This window comes from Shewanella sp. AS1, assembly GCF_021412565.1.
GTDB lineage: Bacteria > Pseudomonadota > Gammaproteobacteria > Enterobacterales > Shewanellaceae > Shewanella.
The window spans coordinates 910482-933177 of record NZ_JAKCLJ010000001.1 but is presented as its reverse complement, the minus strand read 5'-3'; the positions used below and the strand labels follow the sequence as shown (position 1 = coordinate 933177).

General features: G+C 46.9%; 22 protein-coding genes. 7 read left to right on the top strand and 15 right to left on the bottom strand.

The window, feature by feature from the left end:
- Positions 1-16: 16 nt before the first annotated feature.
- The 3 genes from LZP69_RS04135 to nagZ form a co-directional block, all read right to left on the bottom strand.
- A complete protein-coding gene (locus LZP69_RS04135; RefSeq protein ID WP_234198907.1) occupies positions 17-286 on the bottom strand; it encodes an acylphosphatase in 270 nt (89 codons plus the stop codon).
- 222 nt (positions 287-508) lie between these two features.
- Complete coding sequence (ycfP, locus tag LZP69_RS04130) at positions 509-1048, bottom strand: alpha/beta hydrolase YcfP (protein ID WP_234198906.1); 540 nt, start codon at positions 1046-1048, stop codon at positions 509-511.
- 78 nt (positions 1049-1126) lie between these two features.
- Entirely contained in the window at positions 1127-2137 is a 1011-nt protein-coding gene (gene nagZ, locus LZP69_RS04125; RefSeq protein WP_234198905.1) for a beta-N-acetylhexosaminidase, read from the bottom strand.
- Positions 2138-2490: 353 nt separating this feature from the next.
- Between nagZ and LZP69_RS04120 the strand changes: the two genes are divergently transcribed.
- Positions 2491-3867, top strand: a complete 1377-nt coding sequence (locus LZP69_RS04120; RefSeq protein WP_234198904.1) for an L-serine ammonia-lyase — start codon at positions 2491-2493, stop codon at positions 3865-3867.
- Positions 3868-3984: 117 nt separating this feature from the next.
- Here the strand turns inward: LZP69_RS04120 and cysB are convergent, their stop codons facing one another.
- Positions 3985-4959, bottom strand: coding sequence for an HTH-type transcriptional regulator CysB (gene cysB, locus LZP69_RS04115; protein ID WP_234198903.1), 975 nt, complete (start codon positions 4957-4959; stop codon positions 3985-3987).
- Between the two features lie 225 nt (positions 4960-5184).
- Between cysB and LZP69_RS04110 the strand changes: the two genes are divergently transcribed.
- On the top strand, positions 5185-5961 hold the full coding sequence (locus tag LZP69_RS04110) for a hypothetical protein (RefSeq protein ID WP_234198902.1): 777 nt from the start codon (positions 5185-5187) through the stop codon (positions 5959-5961).
- Between the two features lie 119 nt (positions 5962-6080).
- Here the strand turns inward: LZP69_RS04110 and pdxH are convergent, their stop codons facing one another.
- The 3 genes from pdxH to speA all read right to left on the bottom strand — a co-directional run bounded on the left by pdxH (position 6081) and on the right by speA (position 10029).
- A complete protein-coding gene (gene pdxH, locus LZP69_RS04105; RefSeq protein WP_234198901.1) occupies positions 6081-6734 on the bottom strand; it encodes a pyridoxamine 5'-phosphate oxidase in 654 nt (217 codons plus the stop codon).
- A gap of 235 nt (positions 6735-6969) precedes the next feature.
- Positions 6970-7980: an S-adenosylmethionine decarboxylase proenzyme gene (locus tag LZP69_RS04100; RefSeq protein WP_234198900.1), complete on the bottom strand. Its 1011-nt coding sequence runs from the start codon at positions 7978-7980 to the stop codon at positions 6970-6972.
- Between the two features lie 135 nt (positions 7981-8115).
- Positions 8116-10029 (bottom strand): biosynthetic arginine decarboxylase, encoded by a 1914-nt coding sequence (gene speA, locus LZP69_RS04095; protein WP_234198899.1) that lies wholly within the window; start codon positions 10027-10029, stop codon positions 8116-8118.
- 418 nt (positions 10030-10447) lie between these two features.
- On the opposite strand from speA, the gene LZP69_RS04090 reads away from it, so the two are divergent.
- The 3 genes from LZP69_RS04090 to LZP69_RS04080 all read left to right on the top strand — a co-directional run bounded on the left by LZP69_RS04090 (position 10448) and on the right by LZP69_RS04080 (position 13228).
- A complete protein-coding gene (locus LZP69_RS04090; RefSeq protein ID WP_234198898.1) occupies positions 10448-11281 on the top strand; it encodes a CvfB family protein in 834 nt (277 codons plus the stop codon).
- A gap of 247 nt (positions 11282-11528) precedes the next feature.
- A complete protein-coding gene (locus LZP69_RS04085) occupies positions 11529-12326 on the top strand; it encodes an ABC transporter permease subunit (protein ID WP_234198948.1) in 798 nt (265 codons plus the stop codon).
- Complete coding sequence (locus tag LZP69_RS04080; RefSeq protein WP_234198897.1) at positions 12323-13228, top strand: ABC transporter ATP-binding protein; 906 nt, start codon at positions 12323-12325, stop codon at positions 13226-13228. The genes LZP69_RS04085 and LZP69_RS04080 overlap by 4 nt, the downstream gene beginning before the upstream one ends.
- 265 nt (positions 13229-13493) lie before the next feature.
- On the opposite strand, the gene LZP69_RS04075 is transcribed toward LZP69_RS04080, so the two are convergent.
- Together LZP69_RS04075 and rlmA are read right to left on the bottom strand one after the other, a co-directional pair.
- Positions 13494-13700 carry a cold-shock protein gene (locus LZP69_RS04075; RefSeq protein ID WP_011865413.1) on the bottom strand — a complete coding sequence of 69 codons (207 nt, stop codon included), beginning with the start codon at positions 13698-13700 and terminating at the stop codon, positions 13494-13496.
- 303 nt (positions 13701-14003) lie between these two features.
- Positions 14004-14816 (bottom strand): 23S rRNA (guanine(745)-N(1))-methyltransferase, encoded by an 813-nt coding sequence (rlmA, locus tag LZP69_RS04070; RefSeq protein ID WP_234198896.1) that lies wholly within the window; start codon positions 14814-14816, stop codon positions 14004-14006.
- Positions 14817-15090: 274 nt separating this feature from the next.
- On the opposite strand from rlmA, the gene sbcB reads away from it, so the two are divergent.
- Together sbcB and cdd are read left to right on the top strand one after the other, a co-directional pair.
- Positions 15091-16503, top strand: coding sequence for an exodeoxyribonuclease I (sbcB, locus tag LZP69_RS04065; protein ID WP_234198895.1), 1413 nt, complete (start codon positions 15091-15093; stop codon positions 16501-16503).
- An 86-nt stretch (positions 16504-16589) separates the two neighbouring features.
- Positions 16590-17480 carry a cytidine deaminase gene (gene cdd / locus LZP69_RS04060; protein WP_234198894.1) on the top strand — a complete coding sequence of 297 codons (891 nt, stop codon included), beginning with the start codon at positions 16590-16592 and terminating at the stop codon, positions 17478-17480.
- 91 nt (positions 17481-17571) lie between these two features.
- On the opposite strand, the gene LZP69_RS04055 is transcribed toward cdd, so the two are convergent.
- The 6 genes from LZP69_RS04055 to fabD all read right to left on the bottom strand — a co-directional run bounded on the left by LZP69_RS04055 (position 17572) and on the right by fabD (position 22677).
- Positions 17572-18447: an NAD(P)-dependent oxidoreductase gene (locus tag LZP69_RS04055; RefSeq protein ID WP_234198893.1), complete on the bottom strand. Its 876-nt coding sequence runs from the start codon at positions 18445-18447 to the stop codon at positions 17572-17574.
- A gap of 58 nt (positions 18448-18505) precedes the next feature.
- Positions 18506-18994 (bottom strand): acyl-CoA thioesterase, encoded by a 489-nt coding sequence (locus tag LZP69_RS04050; RefSeq protein ID WP_234198892.1) that lies wholly within the window; start codon positions 18992-18994, stop codon positions 18506-18508.
- Positions 18995-19169: 175 nt separating this feature from the next.
- A complete protein-coding gene (gene fabF, locus LZP69_RS04045) occupies positions 19170-20411 on the bottom strand; it encodes a beta-ketoacyl-ACP synthase II (protein ID WP_234198891.1) in 1242 nt (413 codons plus the stop codon).
- Between the two features lie 187 nt (positions 20412-20598).
- Positions 20599-20832: an acyl carrier protein gene (acpP, locus tag LZP69_RS04040; protein ID WP_011865403.1), complete on the bottom strand. Its 234-nt coding sequence runs from the start codon at positions 20830-20832 to the stop codon at positions 20599-20601.
- A 161-nt stretch (positions 20833-20993) separates the two neighbouring features.
- Positions 20994-21740: a 3-oxoacyl-ACP reductase FabG gene (gene fabG, locus LZP69_RS04035; RefSeq protein WP_234198890.1), complete on the bottom strand. Its 747-nt coding sequence runs from the start codon at positions 21738-21740 to the stop codon at positions 20994-20996.
- Positions 21741-21750: 10 nt separating this feature from the next.
- Complete coding sequence (gene fabD / locus LZP69_RS04030) at positions 21751-22677, bottom strand: ACP S-malonyltransferase (protein WP_234198889.1); 927 nt, start codon at positions 22675-22677, stop codon at positions 21751-21753.
- Positions 22678-22696 lie beyond the last annotated feature (19 nt).

Genomic DNA, 22696 nt, shown 5'->3' with positions numbered 1-22696 from the left:
AAGTTAGATAAAGGGATTAGTAGATAGAAAAATCGAGGTAGATCTCATCTGCCTCATCTTCTTCAATCAAGAGATCTGCAACTCTCGCCTGAGGGACACCATGCTCAACCCAAGCGAGAAACTTGTCGACGTTATCCCGCCCCCCCTGCAATAGCAGTGAAACCTTGCCATCATCCCTGTTTTTAGCGTAGCCAGTTATGCCTAAGTCTAAGGCTTTTTGCTGGCTAAAACGCCGAAAACAAACGCCCTGAACCTTACCCGAAATCGTCACCAATATTCGCTTCATAGTCTGCCTCATTTAATAATGGACACATTGAAGATAACCTAAAGTGATTCGCTGGGCAAAATTGAATAAAAAAACAGCTAACCCATTGAAGAAGTTAGCTGCACTAAGCGGACATACGCAAAAAGGGAAAACATCATAAACATGAACCTAAGTTGTGACAATTTGTATCACAATGAATTCCATTTTGCTACTGAAAAATGATTATCGCCGACAATATGGTATTTAATTCAATTTAAATGCCTTGATGGCGTTAAGGTGTACCGCTAAAGAGGCGAATTTATGGCTCTGCTCTTCATCCCACACTAAGGGGTAATAGGGAGTTAACACCTGGGCCACCTGCTCATTATCATGCACTTCATCATGGCGAGACAAAATACATAAACCTTGACCGCGATTTTTCTCCCTGAACTGACTGACGCATTTACTGGCGATATCGGCATACTCTTCCGGGCGATCGATTTTGCCCAGCATGGTCTGCTCAGGGAAAAGATTGGGATTGATCATCACTGTCTTGAGCCGGTTAAGAAAGCCGATACGCTCAGCCCAATAGGCACCAAGCCCAACCCCGATAGCCAAAGGAGTAGGATCGTCATTTTGCTCTAGCTGCCGGCTGACTTCATGAAGCAGATATTGCATATCATGTTTCGGGTGTAGCGTGCTGTAACTAACTAAACGCACATCATTATCGACAAACTGCAATTGACGCATTTTGTCGTGATTCCCTGGGCTTGTGGCATCAAAGCCATGAAAATAGAGGATCATCCTTTCTCACCTTTTGAGCAAATTGCCTTTAAACTCTAGCTAACTCAGCCACGATCGCCTATGAAGAAGATCAAATTTTTAGATTAAAAATTGTTCAGTGAGTGATTTCGCCGCCAGCCAACGCTGTTCATCCTCCAGTGCGATAGCTACTTGCTTAGCATTGGCACGCAGCAGAGATGCCGGCGTACTCGACACTTGCTCAGGCCACTCAAACTCATTGAGGAGCTCGGTCACCCCCACATTATCATTACACACTAAAATCATATCGCAGCCAGCTTCGAGTGCTGCCTTTGCCTTCTCCTGATAACCACCGGCGACGCTGGCGCCCTTCATGCCTAAATCATCGGAGAAAATCACGCCATCAAAGCCCAGTTCGCTACGCAGCACTTTCTTGAGCCAATAGGGAGAAAATCCAGCGGAATTGGGATCAACCTCGCTGTACACCACATGAGCCGGCATGACACCTTGAAGTAACTTATCTGAGATCAGCAAGTGAAATGGCACCATATCCAAACCACGTATTGCCTCCTCTGAGCGCCGATCCACCGGCTTAGCGATATGAGAGTCAGCCGCCACGCTACCATGGCCAGGAAAATGTTTACCCACAGCCGCCATCCCGGCATCATTCATCCCCGCGATAAATGCTGTGGCTAAGGTGACAACCTCATCTGGATTATCACTAAAGGCGCGTTTGCCTATCACCTGGCTGATCCCATTCAGATCCAGCACAGGTGCAAAGCTCAAGTCGATATCACAGCTCAGCAGCTCCACCGCCATCAAGAACCCCAACTCTTTTGCCCAGACCTGCGCCTTCGCGAGATCTTGCTCAGCCTGAAGCAAAATGTCACCCATAGCAGGAATCTTACTAAAACCCTCGACAAAACGCTGAACCCGCCCACCTTCATGATCGACGGCAATCAATAGATCAGGGCGAACCGCACGCACCGAGGCGATTAATTCACACAGCTGCGAGCGGTTTTGATAATTGCGGCTAAACAGAATAATACCGCCCACCATGGGATGCTGTATCTGTGCCCTCTCCTTTTCAGAGATCTGCGTTGATAACAAATCCATCATTAAATAGCTCATAAATTTCCCCGAAAATTCCTGTTAATCAGGCAACTAACCTGCAAAATAAAATAAATTTTAATTAATAAACATTAGATGTAACAGACTGTATATTAATGATATAAATTAAGATTCATCCTTTATATTCACTACTGATCACCATAACGCACTAATATCACTAATCCGAAAACAAAAGATAAAAAAATCTAATGCGAAAGTTTATATAAAAGTATGGGATACTCTCGCACCTTAATCTTAACAGGCTGAATATGAACTATAGCATCCCATATTTTACAGCCTGCAAAAATAGGTTAGTTAACCTAAAATCACAGAGATTGAAATAACGATAACAATGACGATAGACAGGATTGACCATGATTAGCGTATTTGACATGTTTAAAATAGGGATAGGCCCGTCGAGCTCCCATACTGTTGGGCCGATGAAAGCCGGCAACATCTTTATTCAAGATCTTAAAAAACATGGTCACTTAACAGCAACCGATGAACTCAGGGCTGAACTCTTTGGCTCTTTGGGTCAGACGGGTAAAGGCCACGGCACAGGCAAGGCCGTGATCTTAGGTTTTATGGGTGAAGATCCAGAAACCGTGAATACCGATAGCATAGAGCAGATCCTCGCCGATGTGAGCCAAAACCAAACCCTAACAATGCCCAACAACAAAGTGGTTAAATTCAGTCGTGAGGATGGTATCACCTACCACAGACGTAAATCCCTGCCTGCACATGCCAACGCCATGACCCTCTATGCTTTCGCTAAAGGGGAGTGTATCTACCAGCGTACCTACTATTCAGTCGGTGGCGGCTTCATTCTTGATGAAGATGAGATTTTGGCTCGCAACGCCTCACCTGCAACACCCATAAAGTCGGCACCTTACGATTTTAATAGTGCCGCTGAACTATTAGAGATGTGCATTGACAATGGCTTAAGTATCTCGGCACTCATGATGGCTAACGAGCTATCCATTGCCAGTGAGCAAGAGGTAAAACAGCGCCTTTGGCATATCTGGCAAACCATGAAAACCTGCATCGAGCGAGGCTATCAAAAAGAGGGAATCTTACCTGGTGGCCTTAAACTGCGTCGCCGCGCTCCTGCCCTCTACCGCCGCCTGAAGGCTGAAGGCAAAACCAACATGGATCCTCTCACTGCTATGGACTGGGTTGATCTGTTTGCGTTGGCCGTGAATGAACAAAATGCCGCCGGCGATCGCGTAGTGACCGCCCCCACCAATGGCGCCGCGGGTGTGATCCCTGCTGTCCTCTGTTATTACCACACTTTTGTGGAAGAAGTGGATATCGATATCTGCTGCCAATACCTGCTGACAGCGGCGGCGATTGGTATTCTCTACAAGAAAAATGCCTCAATCTCTGGTGCCGAAGTCGGCTGCCAAGGTGAAGTGGGCGTGGCTTGTTCTATGGCGGCCGGAGCCTTAACTGCCATCATGGGTGGCACGATTGAACACGTAGAGAATGCCGCCGAAATTGGCATGGAGCATAACCTGGGCTTAACCTGCGATCCCGTAGGCGGTCTGGTACAGGTCCCTTGTATCGAGCGCAATGCCATGGGCGCAGTAAAAGCCATTAACGCCTCTCGTCTTGCTATGCGTGGTGATGGTAACCACAAGGTATCTTTAGATAAGGTCATCAAAACCATGATGGATACGGGTAAAGATATGCGCAGCAAGTATAAAGAGACAGCCAAGGGTGGTCTGGCGGTGAATATCGTTGAGTGTTAATTAGCCTCCTCAGGTAGATTAGCCAATAAAAAAACGCCCATGGGGCGTTTTTTTATTCTCTGGAGCGCAGTTAACTCATCTGTTAGCTAATGCCGCGTGAGAACTCGCAGCCAAATATTAGCGAACGGGAAGCTCGATATCGGCAAACAGCTCCTCAATCAATTGCGGATCCCGTAGCGCCACGGCCTTCTCAACGACGCTGCGTGTCAGATGAGGGGCGAAATACTCAATAAAGTCATACATATAGGTCCTTAAAAAGTTACCTTTTCTAAAACCTATCTTAGTGGTGCTATGGGCAAAGAGATGGCTTGCATCGATAGCCACAAGATCTTTATCCATGACAGGATCTATGGCCATAGAGGCGATAACCCCAACCCCAAGCCCAAGACGTACATAGGTTTTAAGCACATCGGCACTGGTGGCCGTAAACACCACGCGAGGATCGATATTTGCTCGATTAAAGGCTTTCTCTATCTCAGATTCCCTATCGAAACCAAACACGTAAGTGACAAGCGGGAAACGGCCTAGATCTTCAATACTGATATGAGTTCGCGCTGCGAGCGGATGATCACGCTGCACCACGATTGAGCGATTCCAGTGATAACAAGGAAGCATGATTAAGTCAGAATAAAGGTGCATTCCTTCGGTGGCGATAGCGAAATCGGCATCACCACGTGCGGCAAGCTCGCTGATCTGCGTTGGCGTGCCCTGATGCATATGCAGGTTGACCTTGGGGTAACGATCGATAAAACCGCGGATAATACTGGGTAACGCATAACGGGCCTGGGTATCTGTTGTCGCAATATTCAACTCACCCTGATCCGGCTTAGTATACTCTTCAGCCACCTTCTTGATACTTTCAACCTTCCCCAGAATATCGTTAGCTATGTTGATCACTTGTTGACCCGCCGGAGTGACGTGTGTCAGATGCTTACCACTGCGGCCGAAAATTTGAATGCCCAGTTCATCTTCCAACATGCGAACTTGTTTACTGATCCCTGGTTGAGAGGTATACAGATTTTCAGCAGTTGCCGAGACATTCAGATTATAGTTAACCACCTCGACGATATATCTAAGTTGCTGCAGCTTCATCGTTTATCCTTTAAAAAAGGTGTGCTCTCAAGAAAATAAGAGCGTCTGAGTGTGAGAATTAGTATAAGAATTAGTTATAGTATATCCTAATATTTAATTCAAATGGTAATAACGTTCGAAATCAAAATGGATGTGAAATTGATTGAAGCGGTTCACTTAAGATGAGCTATGCGGGTATGTTGATTTATTGTAGTATTAACCGAATTATAAAAAAATGGTAGGTCTATGATATTTACGCTGGTTCTTATCCTTATCGGCGCATTATTGCTGCTAGTTATTGGTATCAATGTGCTTCAACAACACAAAGAGCGCGTCGAAGCGGAAAGAAGGAGTGAATTAGCTCGTCAACGGGCTATTATCGACGAAACCGAAACGGTTCTCTCTTGTACAGGCATGTTCCCCTGCTCTACGGATATTACCTTAGTGCTCTATAGACGCATCCAAGAGGCACTTTCAAAAGCCGTGAATATCGGAACGAGTCAATCTGCCGATTACGAAAGACGTTTGCTTGATCTCAATAGCCAGATAGACAGCATCAAGTCCAATCCAAAGCTGATGCCATCCTTAGAAGGTTTTCGCCTGCCCGATACAGATAAACAGATCCTGACCTTAGTGCAGATCTTAAAAAAACTGAAGGCGATACTGCGCGCCGAACATAATAAGGGCAAAGTTGACCCTACAGTATTTGCTCAGGAAGAAGCTAAAATCGATAACCTGCAACTTAGGATCAATGTCGACTCCATGCTGGCCAGAGCTAAGAAGGCCAATTCTATGAAACAGTATGGTTCTTCCAAACTAATGGTGACTAAAGCCTTAGCCACACTTCATACCCTCAAGGCGCTATCACCTACCGAGCCTTTCATATCGCAACGAGTCGATGAGGCGAAACAGTTATTGGATGAGATCATGAGGGCGCAGCAACTGTCCGAGCCTCGCCAAGCCTCTTCAAAAGTGGCCGAGGATGATATCGACATGCTGTTCCAACCCAAAAAGAAATGGTAGAAAGAAATAACCACCTGAATATCAAGTGGTTATTATAGCGACGGTTTATTTCAAGCTTTAATCTTTTAATCTTTTAGCTTGTCTACAGTCGCCCTTCAGCGTTGCAATCCTTGCTGGCATTATGGCGCTAACCTTGCTATCTCCCATTTAGAGGCCTGCTGCGAGTCCAGTTTAGTATAGAGAAAACGATCATGCAGACGATACTCACCGCCCTGCCAGAACTCTATGCTAGCTGGCTCGACAACATAGCCCCCCCAGAACTTAGGTAAAGGCACTTCACCTTTGCTGAATTTCGCTTTCATCTCGGCAAATTTAGTTTCAAGCGCCTGACGCGCACTGATTTTGCTCGACTGCTTCGATACCCAGGCCGCTATCTGACTCTCCTTCGGACGCGTAATAAAATACTTAAGCACCTCGGTATTGGACAGCGGCTTGGCGATACCCGTTATCGCGACCTGTCTTTCCAGCGCATGCCAAGGAAACAGCAGGCTCACCTTATTATTACTGGCGATCTGCTCTGCCTTGCGACTCTCTAAATTGGTGAAGAATACAAACCCATTCTGATCAAATCGCTTAAGCAGCACAATCCGCTGAAAAGGTTGCCCGGATGCATCGACCGTAGCCACACTCATGGCAGTAGGATCTGTCAGAACATTACTGTCTCGCACCTCTGTCATCCACTTTTCAAATAACACCATAGGATCATCAGGAAGCTCACTGCGATGCAGTCCTCCCAGAGTGTACTCACGTCTTATATCATCTAAATTGGACATATCCCTCACCTAATATCAGATCCAACGATTTTGTTGCCACCGGCCTTCCACATAACCTGCGATAAAGCCTAATGAGACAAGACTGAATCGCAGCCATTTCAGTGGCTTAAAATCCAGTGGTTTAAGCTCTAACGCCTGTTATCAATTCAAAAAGCAAAACATTAGCCTAAAAGGAACCATAAGCCGATTGCACTTGCTCTATTTATTCACTTACTTTTCTATTCACTTGCTTTATCTATTCAGTTAATAGCGTGACAGGCTGAATAATTTCACACTCAGTCTGTCGATAATGTTCAGTATAAATGCCAACATGGTTATTGACGGCTAAGCGGCTTTGGGAAAGTCGCCGATACTCATCTAACAACGACTTCATACTCGTCTGTGCGCTACTTTGAGATAAAGAAGCGCTTTGAGATACAGGCTCAGCACAGCTACCCATATTGCAGCGGCTCATGTCAAAGCCGCTCACGTCCCAGCTGCTAGGCCGAAACAGCGTTAACAAATGTGCCGCTATCATTTCAAGCCTGTTTCCGTCAGCCAAATTGGTTTCCAGACTCAGGTAACTGTTGGGCAATTGAGGCGTAATGTGCAAGGTCAAATAATGCTTCTGTGAGACAGCATTTAAAGAGTAACCGCAAGGGGAAAACAGATGAGTATCGAAGCTAAATTCAGGCAATAATTCATCCAGCTGTAATTGAGCAAAAATGGCCTGCTTATCTTGCTCATCACCACGCAAATACTGGCTCAGTTCCCCTTTTATTTGATACAAATGCAACGCACTATAGGCACAGGCTTCGGATAACTTGCCGTGAACAAACAGATGCTGATGATGGCCATCTAAATGCCCCATACGATAGGCTTCGCCGGGTAAAACTCGAGTTAAACACTGTACATCATGGCTAAAACTGCGGCTTTGGCGGTGAGCGAAAACCTCATGTTGCCTTTGATAACTCACGCTTTGCAGATGTTCACTACCTATCGCTGTGACTATCTCAAGGGCAGTATCGACCAAACTCGTATCGCCGCAGGTAATGAGCAACACTCTGTCTTGCCACACAAACAGACTGGATTCACTGAGCACATAAGCATCGCAAAGCTGGTGGCTCATTTTAGATAAGATAAAGGCGCCGGCTTTCGCCAATGCAGTTCGCCAGAAAGCGGCATCAAACTGGCGTAGATCGACAAAAGCAAGACTCTCCTGCTTCACACAGATCTCCACTCGTTTCTCAGCGCTTTCAAACTCCATCTTAAGACTCATCCTTTCATACTGAACGGGAAAATTTAATCATGACAAATTTAATCGTGGCATAGTACAGCGAAAAGCCAGCTTTGAGCAGGCTCAAAACTGGCTTTTATCATATCCTAAAGCGCGCAGCTTATCTTAAGAGAAATCTTCAAGATAGGTGTAGCCTTTCAGGCCAACCTGAAGCTCTTCGAGAATATTGGCTCGCTCGCTCTCTTCGATATGCAGGTTAACCAACTCCTCGTAGGTTCGCATAAAAGAGACGGCATCGAGGTTCACATAACGCAGCACATCGGCAACGGTATCACCGGCAAGTACAGACTCAATATTAACTAGGCCATCGTCATCCAGACGCACGACAGCAGAGTTGGTATCGCCGAACAGGTTATGCATATCCCCTAAAATCTCCTGATAGGCACCCACAAGGAAGAAACCGATTAAGTAGGGGCTTTCGGCGCTCCATGCCGGAACCGGCAGCGTAGTTTCAATCCCCTGACCATCTACGTATTGATCAACAATACCGTCAGAGTCACAGGTGATATCTAGCATTACCGCACGGCGTTCAGGCTCTTTATCTAATCCACTCAGAGGCATTACCGGGAACACCTGCTCAATCCCCCAGGCATCGGGCAAAGATTGGAAAAGAGAGAAATTAACGAAGAATTTATCGGCCAACTTCTCATTCAGCTCATCGATAATGGGGCGATGGAAACGATATTTTCCGCTCATCACATCTTTTAGCTCATAACAGACGCGCAGGTTCATCTGCTCGGCCCATGCCCTATCGGTGAGGCTCATCTGCCCCAAGGCGAACAGTGAATGCACCTCGGCTAAATCACTCTGAATGTCGTGGTAAATTTCAATTAGCGCACGTTGATCCGCGCGGCCACTGACCTCTAGCCAAGACTCCCACATATTTAATAGCTGCTGTGGTGCCTCTTCATCCGGAGCCTGAACATCTTCACATTTGTAGGCCTCGGTACCAATCACATCTGTTATGAGTACGGCATGGTGCGCCGTTAAATAGCGACCAGACTCAGAGATCAGTCTTGGCATCGGCTGTTCATATTCATGACACATGTCGCATAGCACGCTGACGATATTATTGGCATACTCGGTAAGGCCATAGTTCATCGAGTTACTGCTTTGACTGCGGGTACCATCGTAATCCACGGCCAAGCCACCGCCAACATCGAAGCATTTTACATTGGCACCAAGGCGTTGCAGCTCACAGTAAAAACGCCCCGCCTCGCTGACACCACTACGGATATCGCGAATATTGGCAATCTGCGACCCTAAATGGAAATGCAGCAACTGCAAGCAGTCGAGCATATCATTCTGTTTAAGTGAGTCGATCACTGTCAGCACCTGAGCCGCCGATAAGCCAAACTTGGACTTTTCGCCACCACTGGCCTGCCACTTACCCTTGCCCTGGAAGGCTAGACGCACACGCAGACCCAATCTAGGGGTTACCCCAAGCTTCTTGGCCTCTTCGAGTACCACCTTAAGCTCAGATAACTTTTCCAGAACGATATAAACGCTGTGACCTAACTTCTCGCCGATGAGCGCAAGGCGAATATATTCAATATCTTTGTAACCGTTACAGATAATCACAGAGCTGGCTTTTTGCGCCATGGCAAGTACCGCCATCAGCTCTGGCTTACTACCCGCCTCAAGCCCCAACTGAGGCACCTCTTTAGACACCTGAGAGGCCAGGATCTCTTCGACAACCGTTTGCTGTTGATTCACCTTGATGGGATAAACCAACAGATAATCAGACTGATAATCGTAGCGTTGAATCGCCTGATTAAAGGCATGACACAGGCTGTTAACCCTGTGATGCAGAATTTGTGGGAAACGCACTAGTACAGGCAGAGCCACGCCAGACTTCACCATGTCTTTGGCTAACTCGTTTAAACCTATACTGTACTCAGGATGATCCGGATCAGGGGAAACCGTCACTTCACCAGCCTCGCTTATGCCATAGAGTCCAGAACTCCAGTGGTTTACGTTATAACTTGCATAAGCGTCATTAATAGACCAATTACTCATATTTTCTCAGCCTGTCTATTTACATTCAAATTCAGTAAGCCCGCCGCTTACCAACAGATTAATGCAACTCAATATCACACCTTATAGGGCTCAATATTGGGCAACATCAAAACAGGAGCCTTAGCTAACTCCGTCAGGCGCCTCATGGTTTCATCCTGTTTTACCCCTAAGGTAAAACCCAAATGGCGCGCAATTAAACCCTTGAAATAAGTTAATTGCAAGTATCAATAACACATTAAATTATTACAACCTTTAATGCACATTATTCACACTTGAGGCCTCTCTGTTTTGATTAGGTAAATCCCCAGGGGCAAATCACTCAAAAATACCGGATATGGGCGGCTAAGTTGCAGCATCTTAATGAAAATTCCACTATAATCCGCTCTCGCAGTTGTTATTTCACACCATAGAGAATCCCATGATAGAGATAGGAAAATCCTGTAGCCTTAAGATAGTCAAGCAGGTCGATTTTGGTTTATACCTTAACGCCCATGAGCTCGGCCAAGTGCTACTGCCTAATAAAGTCGCCCCGAAAGAGTTTGAGATTGGCGACAGCCTTGAGGTTTTTCTCTACCTTGATTCACAGGATTTGGTTATTGCCACAACCAAACGACCTAAAGCACAGGTGGGGCAATTTGCCTACCTTAAAGCTGTGGCGACCGGCCCCTATGGCGCCTTCTTGGATTGGGGACTGGAAAAAGATCTCTTGCTGCCTTTTGGCGAGCAGCACAGAGAAATCGAAGTCGGCCGTTCCTATCTGGTATATGTCTATCTGAACAGCGCCGATGAGCGTATCGTGGCGTCATCGAAAATCGACAAGTTCCTCGACAAGACGCCGCCCCCGTACCGCAATGGTCAAGAGGTGAATCTGATCATAGGCGGCACTACAGATTTAGGCTATAAGGCGATCATAGACAATGCTCACTGGGGCGTGCTCTATAAAAATGAGGTATTTAGGGATCTTAAATTTGGCCAAAGACTCAAAGGCTTTATCAAGCGCGTCAGAAGTGACGATAAAATTGACTTGGTGTTGCAGCGCGGGGTTAAGGAAGAACTTGATAAACAGGCAATGAGTATAATGATTAAGCTGAAACAGGCTGGCGGCTTCCTGCCCCTAACCGATAAAACCGACGCCGATCTGATTTATGCCCAGCTTGCCATGAGCAAGAAAGCCTTCAAGAAAAGCATAGGCGGTCTGTATAAGGCGCAGAAGATTTCTATCGACACGGATGGCATACGTCTGCTCGATTAACCTTATCACCGTTTTCCCAAGCCAGAGATGAGATAGCGCCTCTGGCTTTTTAATTCAGGCTTTTTAATTCAGGCCTTTTATCCTCAGCTCACTTCTTCCCATCTTATCGACAATCACATTGAGATAGCAACAAATAGACACACTTGTGCTCCCCGCTTAACATTTTTTGATGTTAACATGACTAGCGAAACCCAAAAGGAATTTGCCATTGAATACAGCAACATCAAGAAGTGCTATCTCAGCGGTTATGCTTATTGCCGCCTTTGAGCTCAAGAAGATCTTATTTAGTCGACGAGGATTAATTGGCCTGTTCGCCTTTGCGCTCGTCTGGTTCGTCCTGCTCTGGTATCCAGTACGCCAGGCCTCGGTTTACCTGTTTACTCCCGATATTAAGCAACTGCTGATTAATGTGTTCGGTGAGGCCTCGGTAAGCCAACTGCTCTCCTGGCAAGTGGCCGAAATGGCTGTGATGAGGGTCGCGGCTCTCTATCTGTTTCCACTGTTTAGCCTGTTTATCTGCGCCGATCAATTTGCCTCAGACAAGACACGAGGCATGTTTCGCTTCTTAAGTTTACGAGCCGATCGTGACACACTGTTTTTGGGACGCATTGCAGGTTACCTCTACATACAAGCTCTGCTATTAGCCTTAACCTTAATCGCCACCTTAGCACTTGCCTGTAGCCGTGACAGTAGTTTACTCCTGCTAGGCCTAGGCTCGGGACTCTTTATCTTTATCAACATCATAATAGCCCTACTGCCTTTTACCGCTATGATGGCGATTTTATCTCTGTACGCTAACTCTTCTCGCCAGGCCACTATCTACGCCGTCTTATTGTTAGTTGGGTTCTCAATCATCAATGGCATCCTTGGGCATTATCTGCCAAGCCTTAACTCAATATTGCAATGGATACTGCCAGGAGCACAATTATCACAGATGATCAACAGTCACGGCTTTAGTCAGCTATCACTCTATGGTGTGCCTCTCATACAAACCGCCCTATTCTTGCTACTGGGCAGAAGCTATATGGGGAGGATCGCACTATGAGTCTTATCCAATGTAACAAGGTCAGTAAACACTATGGCACTAAGCTGGCCTTAGATAATGTCAGTTTTACCATAGAACCCGGCGCGCCAGTTGCCCTTGTGGGCCCAAATGGGGCGGGAAAAACTACCCTATTCTCGCTTTTGTGTGGCTATATTCGCCCCAGTGAAGGTGAGATAAGTCTGTTTGGTCAGCGCCCAGGAAGCCGTAGCCTACTCAATAAGATTGCTGCACTACCTCAAGATGCCCGTCTCGATCCCAACTTAAGTGTCGAGCAGCAGCTAACTTTTTTCGCGCAGCTGCAAGGCTTCAATAAGGCGCAGGCTGTGATGGAGTCTCTGCGGGTACTCAGGCTCGTGGATCTAGAGGCAAGCGCAGCTCAAAAACCTTCGGCCTTAAGCCATGGTATGAGCAAACGAGTTTCTATCGCTCAGGCCCTTATCGGCTCGCCGCAGCTTATCCTCTTAGATGAGCCTACTGCGGGGCTGGATCCGGCCAATGCCAAGGCGATAAGAGAGCTGGTTAGGGCCCTAAGCGGTCAAATCACCTTTGTGATCAGCTCCCATAACCTCAATGAGCTGGAGAAACTCTGCGATAAAGTGCTCTATCTCGATCAAGGTCAGCTAAGCCAATCGGTTTCAATCAAAAATGATCAACTCGATGACTACCTGACGCTGACGATGCATCATTGTGACTCGAAGCAACTGCTGGCAACCCTTGAAGCTTGGCCAGAAGTACAATCGGTCAAGAGCGATCAATACAGTGAATTTGTGATCCGTTATGAGCGCCTACCTGAATATCAGTTTGAGCAAAAACTGCTTGAGCTATTTAACCAGCAACAATGGCTCTACAAAAGCATGCAAAGAGGCCGGAGTCTGGAAGATAAGCTCTTCGCAGCCCAGTAAGCCAGTCCTATAAAATTAGGCTGTTTTAATCAGTCCATTTACAAAATGACTCATAATAGAGTGCGTGAAAAAGGACGATTCAAACACCAATACTGCGCAAAGTCAGTGCCCATAAGGACTGACTTTGGTCTAAGCATATCGACCAAGATCTAGGCTGGAATTTTGAAGGATTAATATAAAAAGGCAGATACAAAAAAGAGCCGCGATTGAATCGCGGCTCTTGAAATTCTTTTTAGTAGCTTAGCGCCACTATTTAAAGGTCAGCTTAGATAACGGTTACGTTCTCAGCTTGTGGACCTTTTTGACCTTGAGTCACAGTGAACTGCACTTTCTGACCTTCATCAAGAGTTTTGAAACCGTCAGAGTTGATCGCACGGAAGTGTACGAAAACGTCTGGGCCAGACTCTTGCTCGATAAAACCAAAACCTTTGTCAGAGTTGAACCACTTAACAACGCCAGTAACTTGAGACATGATATAAATCCTGTAACTAAATAAAATAAAGCCATAAACGGCAGTAGAGCTGGAAAATGCCGGTATTACTTATGTTAACAGGACGAACTGGTCGTATTGAACACATAAAGTTAAGCCCAACCTTCAAGCTCCAGCTACTATAAATCATTCTGGCAGTATGTCAACAACCTTATCAAGGTGAAAAATCTGAATTTTTACTTAAATTTCTGTCAGTTGTTGCCTAAAAAAAGCATAAAAACTGCAACAAAAGCGTACTTATTATTTTTTGGTCAAAAAATAGATAATTTAAACAATAGCTAACAACTAGCAGGCTCGAAACACTTCCAGCTTAAAATCCAATTCACATCTGAAATCTGCGGCCATTAGTTGCTGCTTCTGGATTTCATTTAATTTCCAATTATAGGGCGTCATTAACAAGAAATGGGCAATATCATTGGGAGCAGACAGATGTAACTCCTGCTGTAACCTTTCACCATGCAGGCGTTCAAACCCCGCTATTTGACTCTGGATATCGGGATGTTGACGGGGCTGATCATAGATCAGCGCCTTTAATGCAAAATGGTGCAGGGGTCCAGCCGAGACAGTGATCAGTATTCCATCACGCTTGATGACTCGTCTGAGCTCCTTATCTTCCGATGGCGCGTAGATCCTCAACATGAAATCAAAACTGTCATCATTAAACGGCATCTCAAAACTGCTGGCAACGCAAAAACCAATGTCTGGATAGCGCTTAGCGGCGTATTTTAACGCCGATTTTGAGATATCCACGCCCTTGAGCATAAAGGCGCCGCGACCTGACATCGCCTGATGCAAACGATGAGAGTAATACCCTTCACCGCAGCCAATATCCAGCCCATCTTTCGCATCCGGTGCATATTGCAATGCCAGCTGATTTACTCTGTCGCTCAGTGCTTGATAAAAGCCTTTATTTAAAAATTCCCGCCGGGCAAACATCATCTCTTTATTGTCGCCGGGATCTTTAGATCTCTTCTTCTGTACCGGTAGCAGATTGACGTAACCTTCCTTCGCACAGTCGAATCTATGGTTATGCTCACAATGCCAGGTGCTGTTTTCTAAACTCAATGGAAGCAAACAGATAGGGCAACGATAGTTCATGGTCTTTCCAAATATTGCGGTAAACAAGTGATTAACTGAGGCCGATGATATAATGATCCGATATGGGGCTATTGTGCCATCACACTGGAGCCAAAGCGCTCCCATTGTGCTTCCATCCTTCTCGACGAGAGAGTGATTGTAACTGCGATATCAACAGGCTGCCAACTGCAAAAACATCCATTTTCAACCAAATAGCGATTAATCTTTCGTGGTCATAGCGCGCCCTCCTTGGTCGATGCTATGATAAAGCCACGATTCAACGGGCAATTTCTATATGACATCTAATCAGTTAGCGAGCATTTTCTGGCACGATTATGAAACCTTTGGTGCCAATCCCGCCAAGGACAGACCGGCGCAGTTTGCCGGGATTAGAACCGATCTCGAACTTAATATTATCGACGAGCCTGTCACCTTCTACTGTAAGGTGGCAAGCGATTACCTGCCCTCTCCCGAAGCGATGTTAATCACGGGGATCACGCCCCAACTCGCCAACTTAAAGGGCATGCCCGAGGCCGAGTTTATGGCGAGGATCAACGATCTCTTTTCTATGCCAAACACCTGTGTTGCCGGCTATAACTCTCTGCGATTCGATGATGAGGTCAGTCGCTATGGTTTTTATCGTAACTTCTTCGATCCCTATGCCAGAGAGTGGCAAAATGGCAATTCCCGCTGGGATATTATCGACCTAGTTAGAGCCTGCTATGCCCTGCGCCCAGAAGGTCTTGAGTGGCCGCAAAAAGAGGATGGCAGTCCCAGCTTTAAACTGGAACACCTGACTAAGGCCAACGGCTTGAGCCATGAAAATGCCCATGATGCTATGTCAGATGTTTACGCCACCATAGGTATGGCTAAGCTGATCAAGCAAACCCAGCCTAAGCTGTTTGATTACTACTTCAATCTCAGGAAAAAAACTGAAGTCACTAAGCTGCTTGATGTGCTCAACATGCAGCCCCTGGTGCATGTCAGCTCAAAAATCAACGCCCTGCATGGCTGCGCCACCCTTATTGCGCCCGTCGCTCACCACAGAACCAATAAGAATGCGGTGATCTGCGTGAATTTAGCCATGGATATCACACCGCTAATCGAACTTGATGCTCAGCAGATAAGAGAGCGGATGTACACCCCAAGAAGTGAGCTTGCTGCCGATGAACTGCCTATCGGCCTTAAACAAATCCATATCAATAAGTGTCCCTTTATCGCACCGGCCAAAACCTTAACCGATGATAACGCCGAGCGACTGCAAATCGACAAAGAATTTGCCAGAGCCCAATATAAACGCCTGCGCCAGCACCCTGAAATTCGTGAAAAACTGGTTGCTGTATTTGATATTGAGTCTGACCGAGAGATCACAGATCCCGATCTCCAGCTCTATAGCGGCGGCTTTTTTAGTCAGGCGGACAAAAATAAGATGGAGATGATCCGCAATACTCAGCCCCACAATCTGGCGGCACTGGATCTCAGCTTCGATGATCCTAGACTAAAAGAGATGTTGTTCCGCTATCGAGGACGTAACTATCCGCAAACCCTCGATTATGCTGAGCAACAGCGCTGGCGCAATTTCTGTCAGCAAAGATGTAATGACCCTGATTATTTTATCCGACTGGAGAACTTAGTTAACGATACCCAAGATGACAGCGAGAAACAGAAACTCCTGACAGCTTTGTGTCATTACTTAAGTAATCTGTAAACCCGGCGGGATATAGATCCCGTTATTACAGCACTATAGTCACTACAATAACCGACCAATGACTTACATTTCTAAGGATAAGGCTGATGCAAGATAGATTTATTCACTGCATAGCGAATATGCCAGAAACCCTAGCAGACAACCTGGTTCCTCTGCTCAACGACAACTTTGTCGGTCACATCGATGCTCAGCAACTCGAAGACTTAATGACGGCAACAGGGCTGGCCGAAGATGAACTCTTACTCGCCCTACTTCCCGTTGCAGCCGCGTTGGCAAGCCCCCCCATCAGTGACTTTCATGTTGGCGCCATAGCCAAAGGTAAAAGCGGCGATATCTATATGGGCGCCAACCTCGAATTAAACAACGAAGCCCTGTTTCACTCAGTGCATGCCGAACAGAGCGCCATCAGCCACGCTTGGTTAAGCGGCGAAACGGCAATTGAAGATATCATAGTCAACGCCACGCCCTGTGGCCATTGCCGCCAATTTATGAATGAATTAGTTGGCGGCCAAAAGATCAAAATCCACCTGCCGGCACAGGAAACCAAACCGCTTTCCTATTATCTGCCCTACGCATTTGGTCCGGGCGATCTTAATATCACCACACCGCTGTTATCGAAACAGTTACATGAGTTCTGTTTGGAGAGTTCCGATCCCATGGTGATAGAGGCGCTCGATCACGCCAGTTTAAGTTACGCGCCCTATACCAAGAATTATGCAGCCGTGGTGCTGGAAACCAGAGATGGCCAGACCTTCTGTGGTCGCTACGCCGAAAATGCGGCATTTAACCCTTCCATGCTGCCGATGCAGATGGCGCTATCAGCTATGGCGAGGCACAACCGCGATTTTAGCGAAATAAACCGTGCCCTGCTGCTAGAATCGAGTCAAGGTAAGATCTCCTTAGTCGGCGCCGCTATGAACGCCCTGCATGCCCTGACGTCCGTTGAGCTTGAGCATATCGTTATCGATCCTATCTGATAAACCAGCCAGTAAAGGGTCAAAAAGTTAACAGATCAAAAAAGGACTGCTAGGCAGTCCTTTTTCAATTTAAGCTTATCACGCCAGAGAATTACTTACGGTGACGCTCAAGACGCGACAGCAGACTCGATGTATCCCAACGATTACCGCCAGAAGCCTGCACATCACAGTAGAACTGATCAACTAATGCCGTTAAGGGAAGCTGTGAGCCATTGCGTCTGGCTTCATCTAGGGCTATCCCTAAATCTTTTCGCATCCAGTCAACGGCAAAACCCAGATTGTACTCACCTTGCCACATGGTTTTATAACGATTTTCCATCTGCCAGGATTGTGCGGCGCCTTTACTGATCACCTCAACCACTTTTTCACCATCGAGGCCAGCGCTGCGGGCAAAATGCAGCCCTTCCGCCAATCCTTGTACCACGCCGGCGATACAGATCTGATTCACCATCTTAGTCAACTGACCACTGCCGACGTCACCCAATAGCTCGGCGCAGCGTGCATAAGCTTGCATCACCTCTTTGGCTGCATCAAAGGTCGCTTGCTCACCGCCAACCATCACGGTGAGTACGCCGTTTTCAGCCCCAGCCTGACCACCAGAAACGGGGGCATCGATAAAGCCAATGTTGTTGGCCGCCGCAACCGCGCCAATCTCGCGAGCAACATCGGCAGATGCTGTGGTGTGATCGACCAGCACAGCGCCTTGCTTCATCGCCGCTAACGCCCCCTGCTCGCCCAAAACCACAGAACGCAAATCATCATCATTGCCGACACAGACGAAAACAAAATCCTGATCTTTCGCCGCATCAAAAGGCGTAGCTTGATATTGACCACCATACTCGGCCGCCCACTGCGCCGCCTTAGCCGTAGTGCGGTTATAGACAGTCACTTCGTGTCCATGTTTCACCAGATGACCCGCCATGGGGTACCCCATAACGCCTAGCCCCAAAAATGCTACCTTTGCCATGCATACATCCTATTTTACTGACTTAGAAATAAATTTTATAAACCTGCCCACTGAGTCTCTAGGGTACTATATGGGAGAGATGCGCCTCCATCTCGGCACCGATTTTTTTGCGCATCTCCATCAACTTGATTGCCGAATCACGCATCATCTTATCGGCCTCGGTAACAGGAACCCACTCAGGCACCTCTGTCGGTTGCCCCGCATCATCCACGGCCACCATGATCACTATGCAGTGTGTGGTCAGGTGTCGCTCACTGTTTTTCGGATCGCCAGCTTTAACATCTATCCCGAGATGCATTGAAGTCCGGCCGGTATAGATCACCTTGGCACTGATCTCGACTATGTTGCCCACTAAGATAGGCTTAACGAAACGGATCCCGCCCGCATAAGCTGTGATGCAATATTTCCCGCTCCAGGCTGCTGCGCAGGCATAAGCCGCGAGATCAATCCATTTCATCACAGCGCCACCATGCACTTTACCGCCGAAATTTACATCGGCAGGCTCGGCTAAAAACCGTAAAGTAATATCTCTTTCTTTTCCAGCCATTTGCATCACCCTCTTTGTCCTTTTGCTAAAGTTTACTGCAAAATATGCGGCTCGAATATCTAAGATTCATCCGATAACAGAATTCCCCTAGGCTCCCAGTGGGTCTTCGACTCGATTTAGGCGAAAAAATCACAAAAAAAGCACCCTAAGGTGCTTTTTAACATAGCAAGTGTAATTACTCGCCGCGCTTAAACAGCAATGAACCGTTAGTCCCGCCGAAGCCAAAGGAGTTACACAGCGCATAATCGAAGCTGTGTTCACGGGCTTTGTGGGGCACGAAGTCAAGATCACAGCCTTCGTCTGGGTTATCTAAGTTGATAGTAGGCGGCACCATCTGATCGCGCAGCGCCAATAGGGTAATGATCGCCTCAACAGAGCCTGCGGCACCTAAAAGATGACCCGTCATCGATTTGGTCGAGCTCACCAGCAGATCATAGGCATGCTGACCAAACACAGACTTAACTGCCGCCACTTCCGCCTTATCACCAGCAGGGGTCGAAGTACCGTGGGCGTTGATATAACCCACTAACTGCTTATCTACGCCTGCATCTTTAATCGCGTTTTCCATCGCGGCTGCCGCACCTGTGCCTTCTGCTGGAGGCGAAGTCATGTGGAAGGCATCACCACTCATACCAAAGCCAACCAGCTCGCCATAAATAGTCGCGCCGCGGGCTTTCGCATGTTCATACTCTTCCATCACTAACACACCGGCACCGTCGCCAATCACAAAACCATCACGGTCTTTATCCCATGGACGGCTGGCTGCGGTAGGATCCTCATTGCGAGTCGATAAGGCTTTGGCCGAACCAAATCCGCCAACGGCTAATGGACAAGTGACATCTTCTGCGCCGCCGGCAATCATTACATCGGCATCGCCATAGGCAATAGTACGGGCCGCGAAACCGATATTATGCACCCCAGTGGTACAAGCAGTTGTAACGGCAAAGTTAGGCCCTGTCATGCCATACATGATAGACAAGTGACCGGCCACCATGTTGATGATGGTACTAGGCACGAAGAATGGCGAGATCTTACGCGGACCGCCATTAAGCAGGCTTGTATGCGCAGCTTCAATCAAAGGCATCCCCCCCATACCAGCACCGATTGCGGTACCGACTCGAGTTGGATCTTCCTGTGTCATATCCAATCCCGCATCGTTTATCGCTTGGATACCAGCGGCTAAACCATACTGAATAAACAGATCCATCTTGCGGGCATCTTTCTTTGACAAGTATTGCTCCACATCAAAATCTTTAACTGATCCACTGATCCGAGTGCCGAACTCAGTTGCATCAAATTTGGTTATGGGCGCGATACCGCTTTGTCCCGCGAGCAATGCTTGCCAGGACGTATCAACGGTATTGCCTACAGGAGTGACGAGACCAAGACCTGTTACGACTACACGACGTTTAGACACGTTTTCACCTTCTAACTAAAGTAATGACCATCTGCCCCATTAAGGAGACAAAGAATAAGATTAAAGTGTAGTTTATAGCCGATAAAAACCAATGGTTTATCCATAGCAGATAAACACGAAGGAAATTATCATAAACCTAAAACAAAAACAGGCGGCATAATTGCCGCCTGTTTTCTAGAATTCAGTATTACTGATTCTTAGAAACGTAGTCGATCGCTGCTTGAACAGTAGTGATCTTCTCAGCTTCTTCATCAGGGATCTCAGTATCAAACTCTTCTTCTAGAGCCATTACCAACTCAACGGTGTCCAGAGAATCTGCACCTAGGTCGTCTACGAAAGATGCTGCTGGTTTAACGTCTTCTTCTTTAACGCCCAGTTGCTCGATAATGATTTTCTTTACACGTTCTTCGATGTTGCTCATTAGTTTTCTTTCCTATTCAAATTACGCACTTGCGTAAGATTGCGAGTAGTTTATTCAATTTGGCACACAATGCAAGCTTAACTTTTGTGGTCAAACCACGAAACCTACGTAAATTTACGCCCAAATTCAATCAAAATCAGTTAGTTGTCAAGACTAATTGATTAAACCATATACATGCCGCCGTTTACATGCAGAGTTTCCCCTGTAATGTAAGCAGCTGAATCCGAAGCTAAAAATAGTACTGCATTCGCAATTTCTTGCGGTTGACCTAATCTTTCCATCGGAACTTGGGACATGATACCTTGTTGCTGCTCTTCAGTCAGCTCATCCGTCATATCAGTCTGGATAAATCCAGGAGCAATAGCATTCACTGTTATTTGACGAGATGCAACCTCTCTTGCAAGAGATTTTGTAAATCCAATTAAGCCAGCCTTGGCCGCACAATAGTTTGTTTGACCTGGATTGCCCATTGTACCTACAACAGAGCCGATATTAATAATACGGCCACCGCGTTTCTTCATCATAGCGCGAAGCACCGGCTTAGAGGTGCGATAAAGTGAAGTAAGGTTAGTATCTATGATATCAACCCATTCATCCTCTTTCATGCGCATCAATAAATTATCACGGGTGATACCCGCATTATTAACCAGAATATCAACATCGCCAGCTTTTTCTTTGATTGAGTCAAATAATTGTGCGATAGATTCAGGATCGGTGACATTGAGTACCATGCCGTGACCCTTGTCGCCTAAGTATGCCTGGATAGACTCGGCGCCACGCTCACTGGTCGCAGTACCGATCACTATTGCGCCAGCCTGCACTAGCGTCTCTGCAACCGCGCGGCCAATACCACGACTCGCGCCTGTCACTAAAGCCACTTTACCTGTTAAATCAATGCTAAAACCCATAATAACTCCTTTACTCACTCAATACCGCAACAGTAGCTGGATCGTTGGCAACCTTGGCCCCAAGAGAGCGATTGATTCTTTTTGCAAGTCCAGTTAACACTTTACCTGGACCTACTTCAACTAACTGTGTCACTCCGTCTGCCGCCATCGCTTCAACCGTTTCTGACCATCTTACAGGGCAGTAGAGCTGACGGATCAGAGCATCTTTAATCTCAGCAGCAGTCACTGGTGTAGCCACATCAACGTTGTTGATCACTTTGATTGCAGGCTCAGAAAAATCGATTGTGGCTAATGTATCGGCCAGCTTATCGGCTGCAGGCTTCATTAATTGGCAATGTGAAGGCACGCTCACAGGCAAAGCAACGGCCATTTTGGCTCCCGCTTCTTTACAGGCGGATGCGGCGCGCTCAACCGCCTCTTTCTCACCGGCAATCACGACCTGACCAGGACTGTTAAAGTTAACTGGACTGACTACTGCACCTTGGGCTGATTGCTCACAAGCCTTCTGGATTTCATCATTTTCCAAGCCAATAATGGCGTACATAGCCCCAGTACCTGCAGGCACAGCTTGCTGCATCAATTGACCACGTAGCTCAACCAATTTCACCGCATCGGCAAACTTGATCACTCCGGCGCACACTAATGCCGAATATTCACCAAGGCTATGACCCGCAAGCACTTCTGGCTTGGCCACACCTAATGACTCAATCACGCGCCAGATGGCAACACTGGCAGTTAACAGCGCAGGCTGAGTTTTATCTGTTTCATTTAAGCTTTCAGCAGGACCTACCTGAACCAGTTGCCACAAATCGTAGCCTAATACTTCGCTTGCCTCAGCAAAGGTTTGCGCAACAATCTCATGTTCTGCAGCAAGTTCGGCCAACATACCCACGGCCTGAGAACCTTGCCCAGGAAAAACATAAGCGATTTTTTCCATTCTTATATACCTTTTTGAA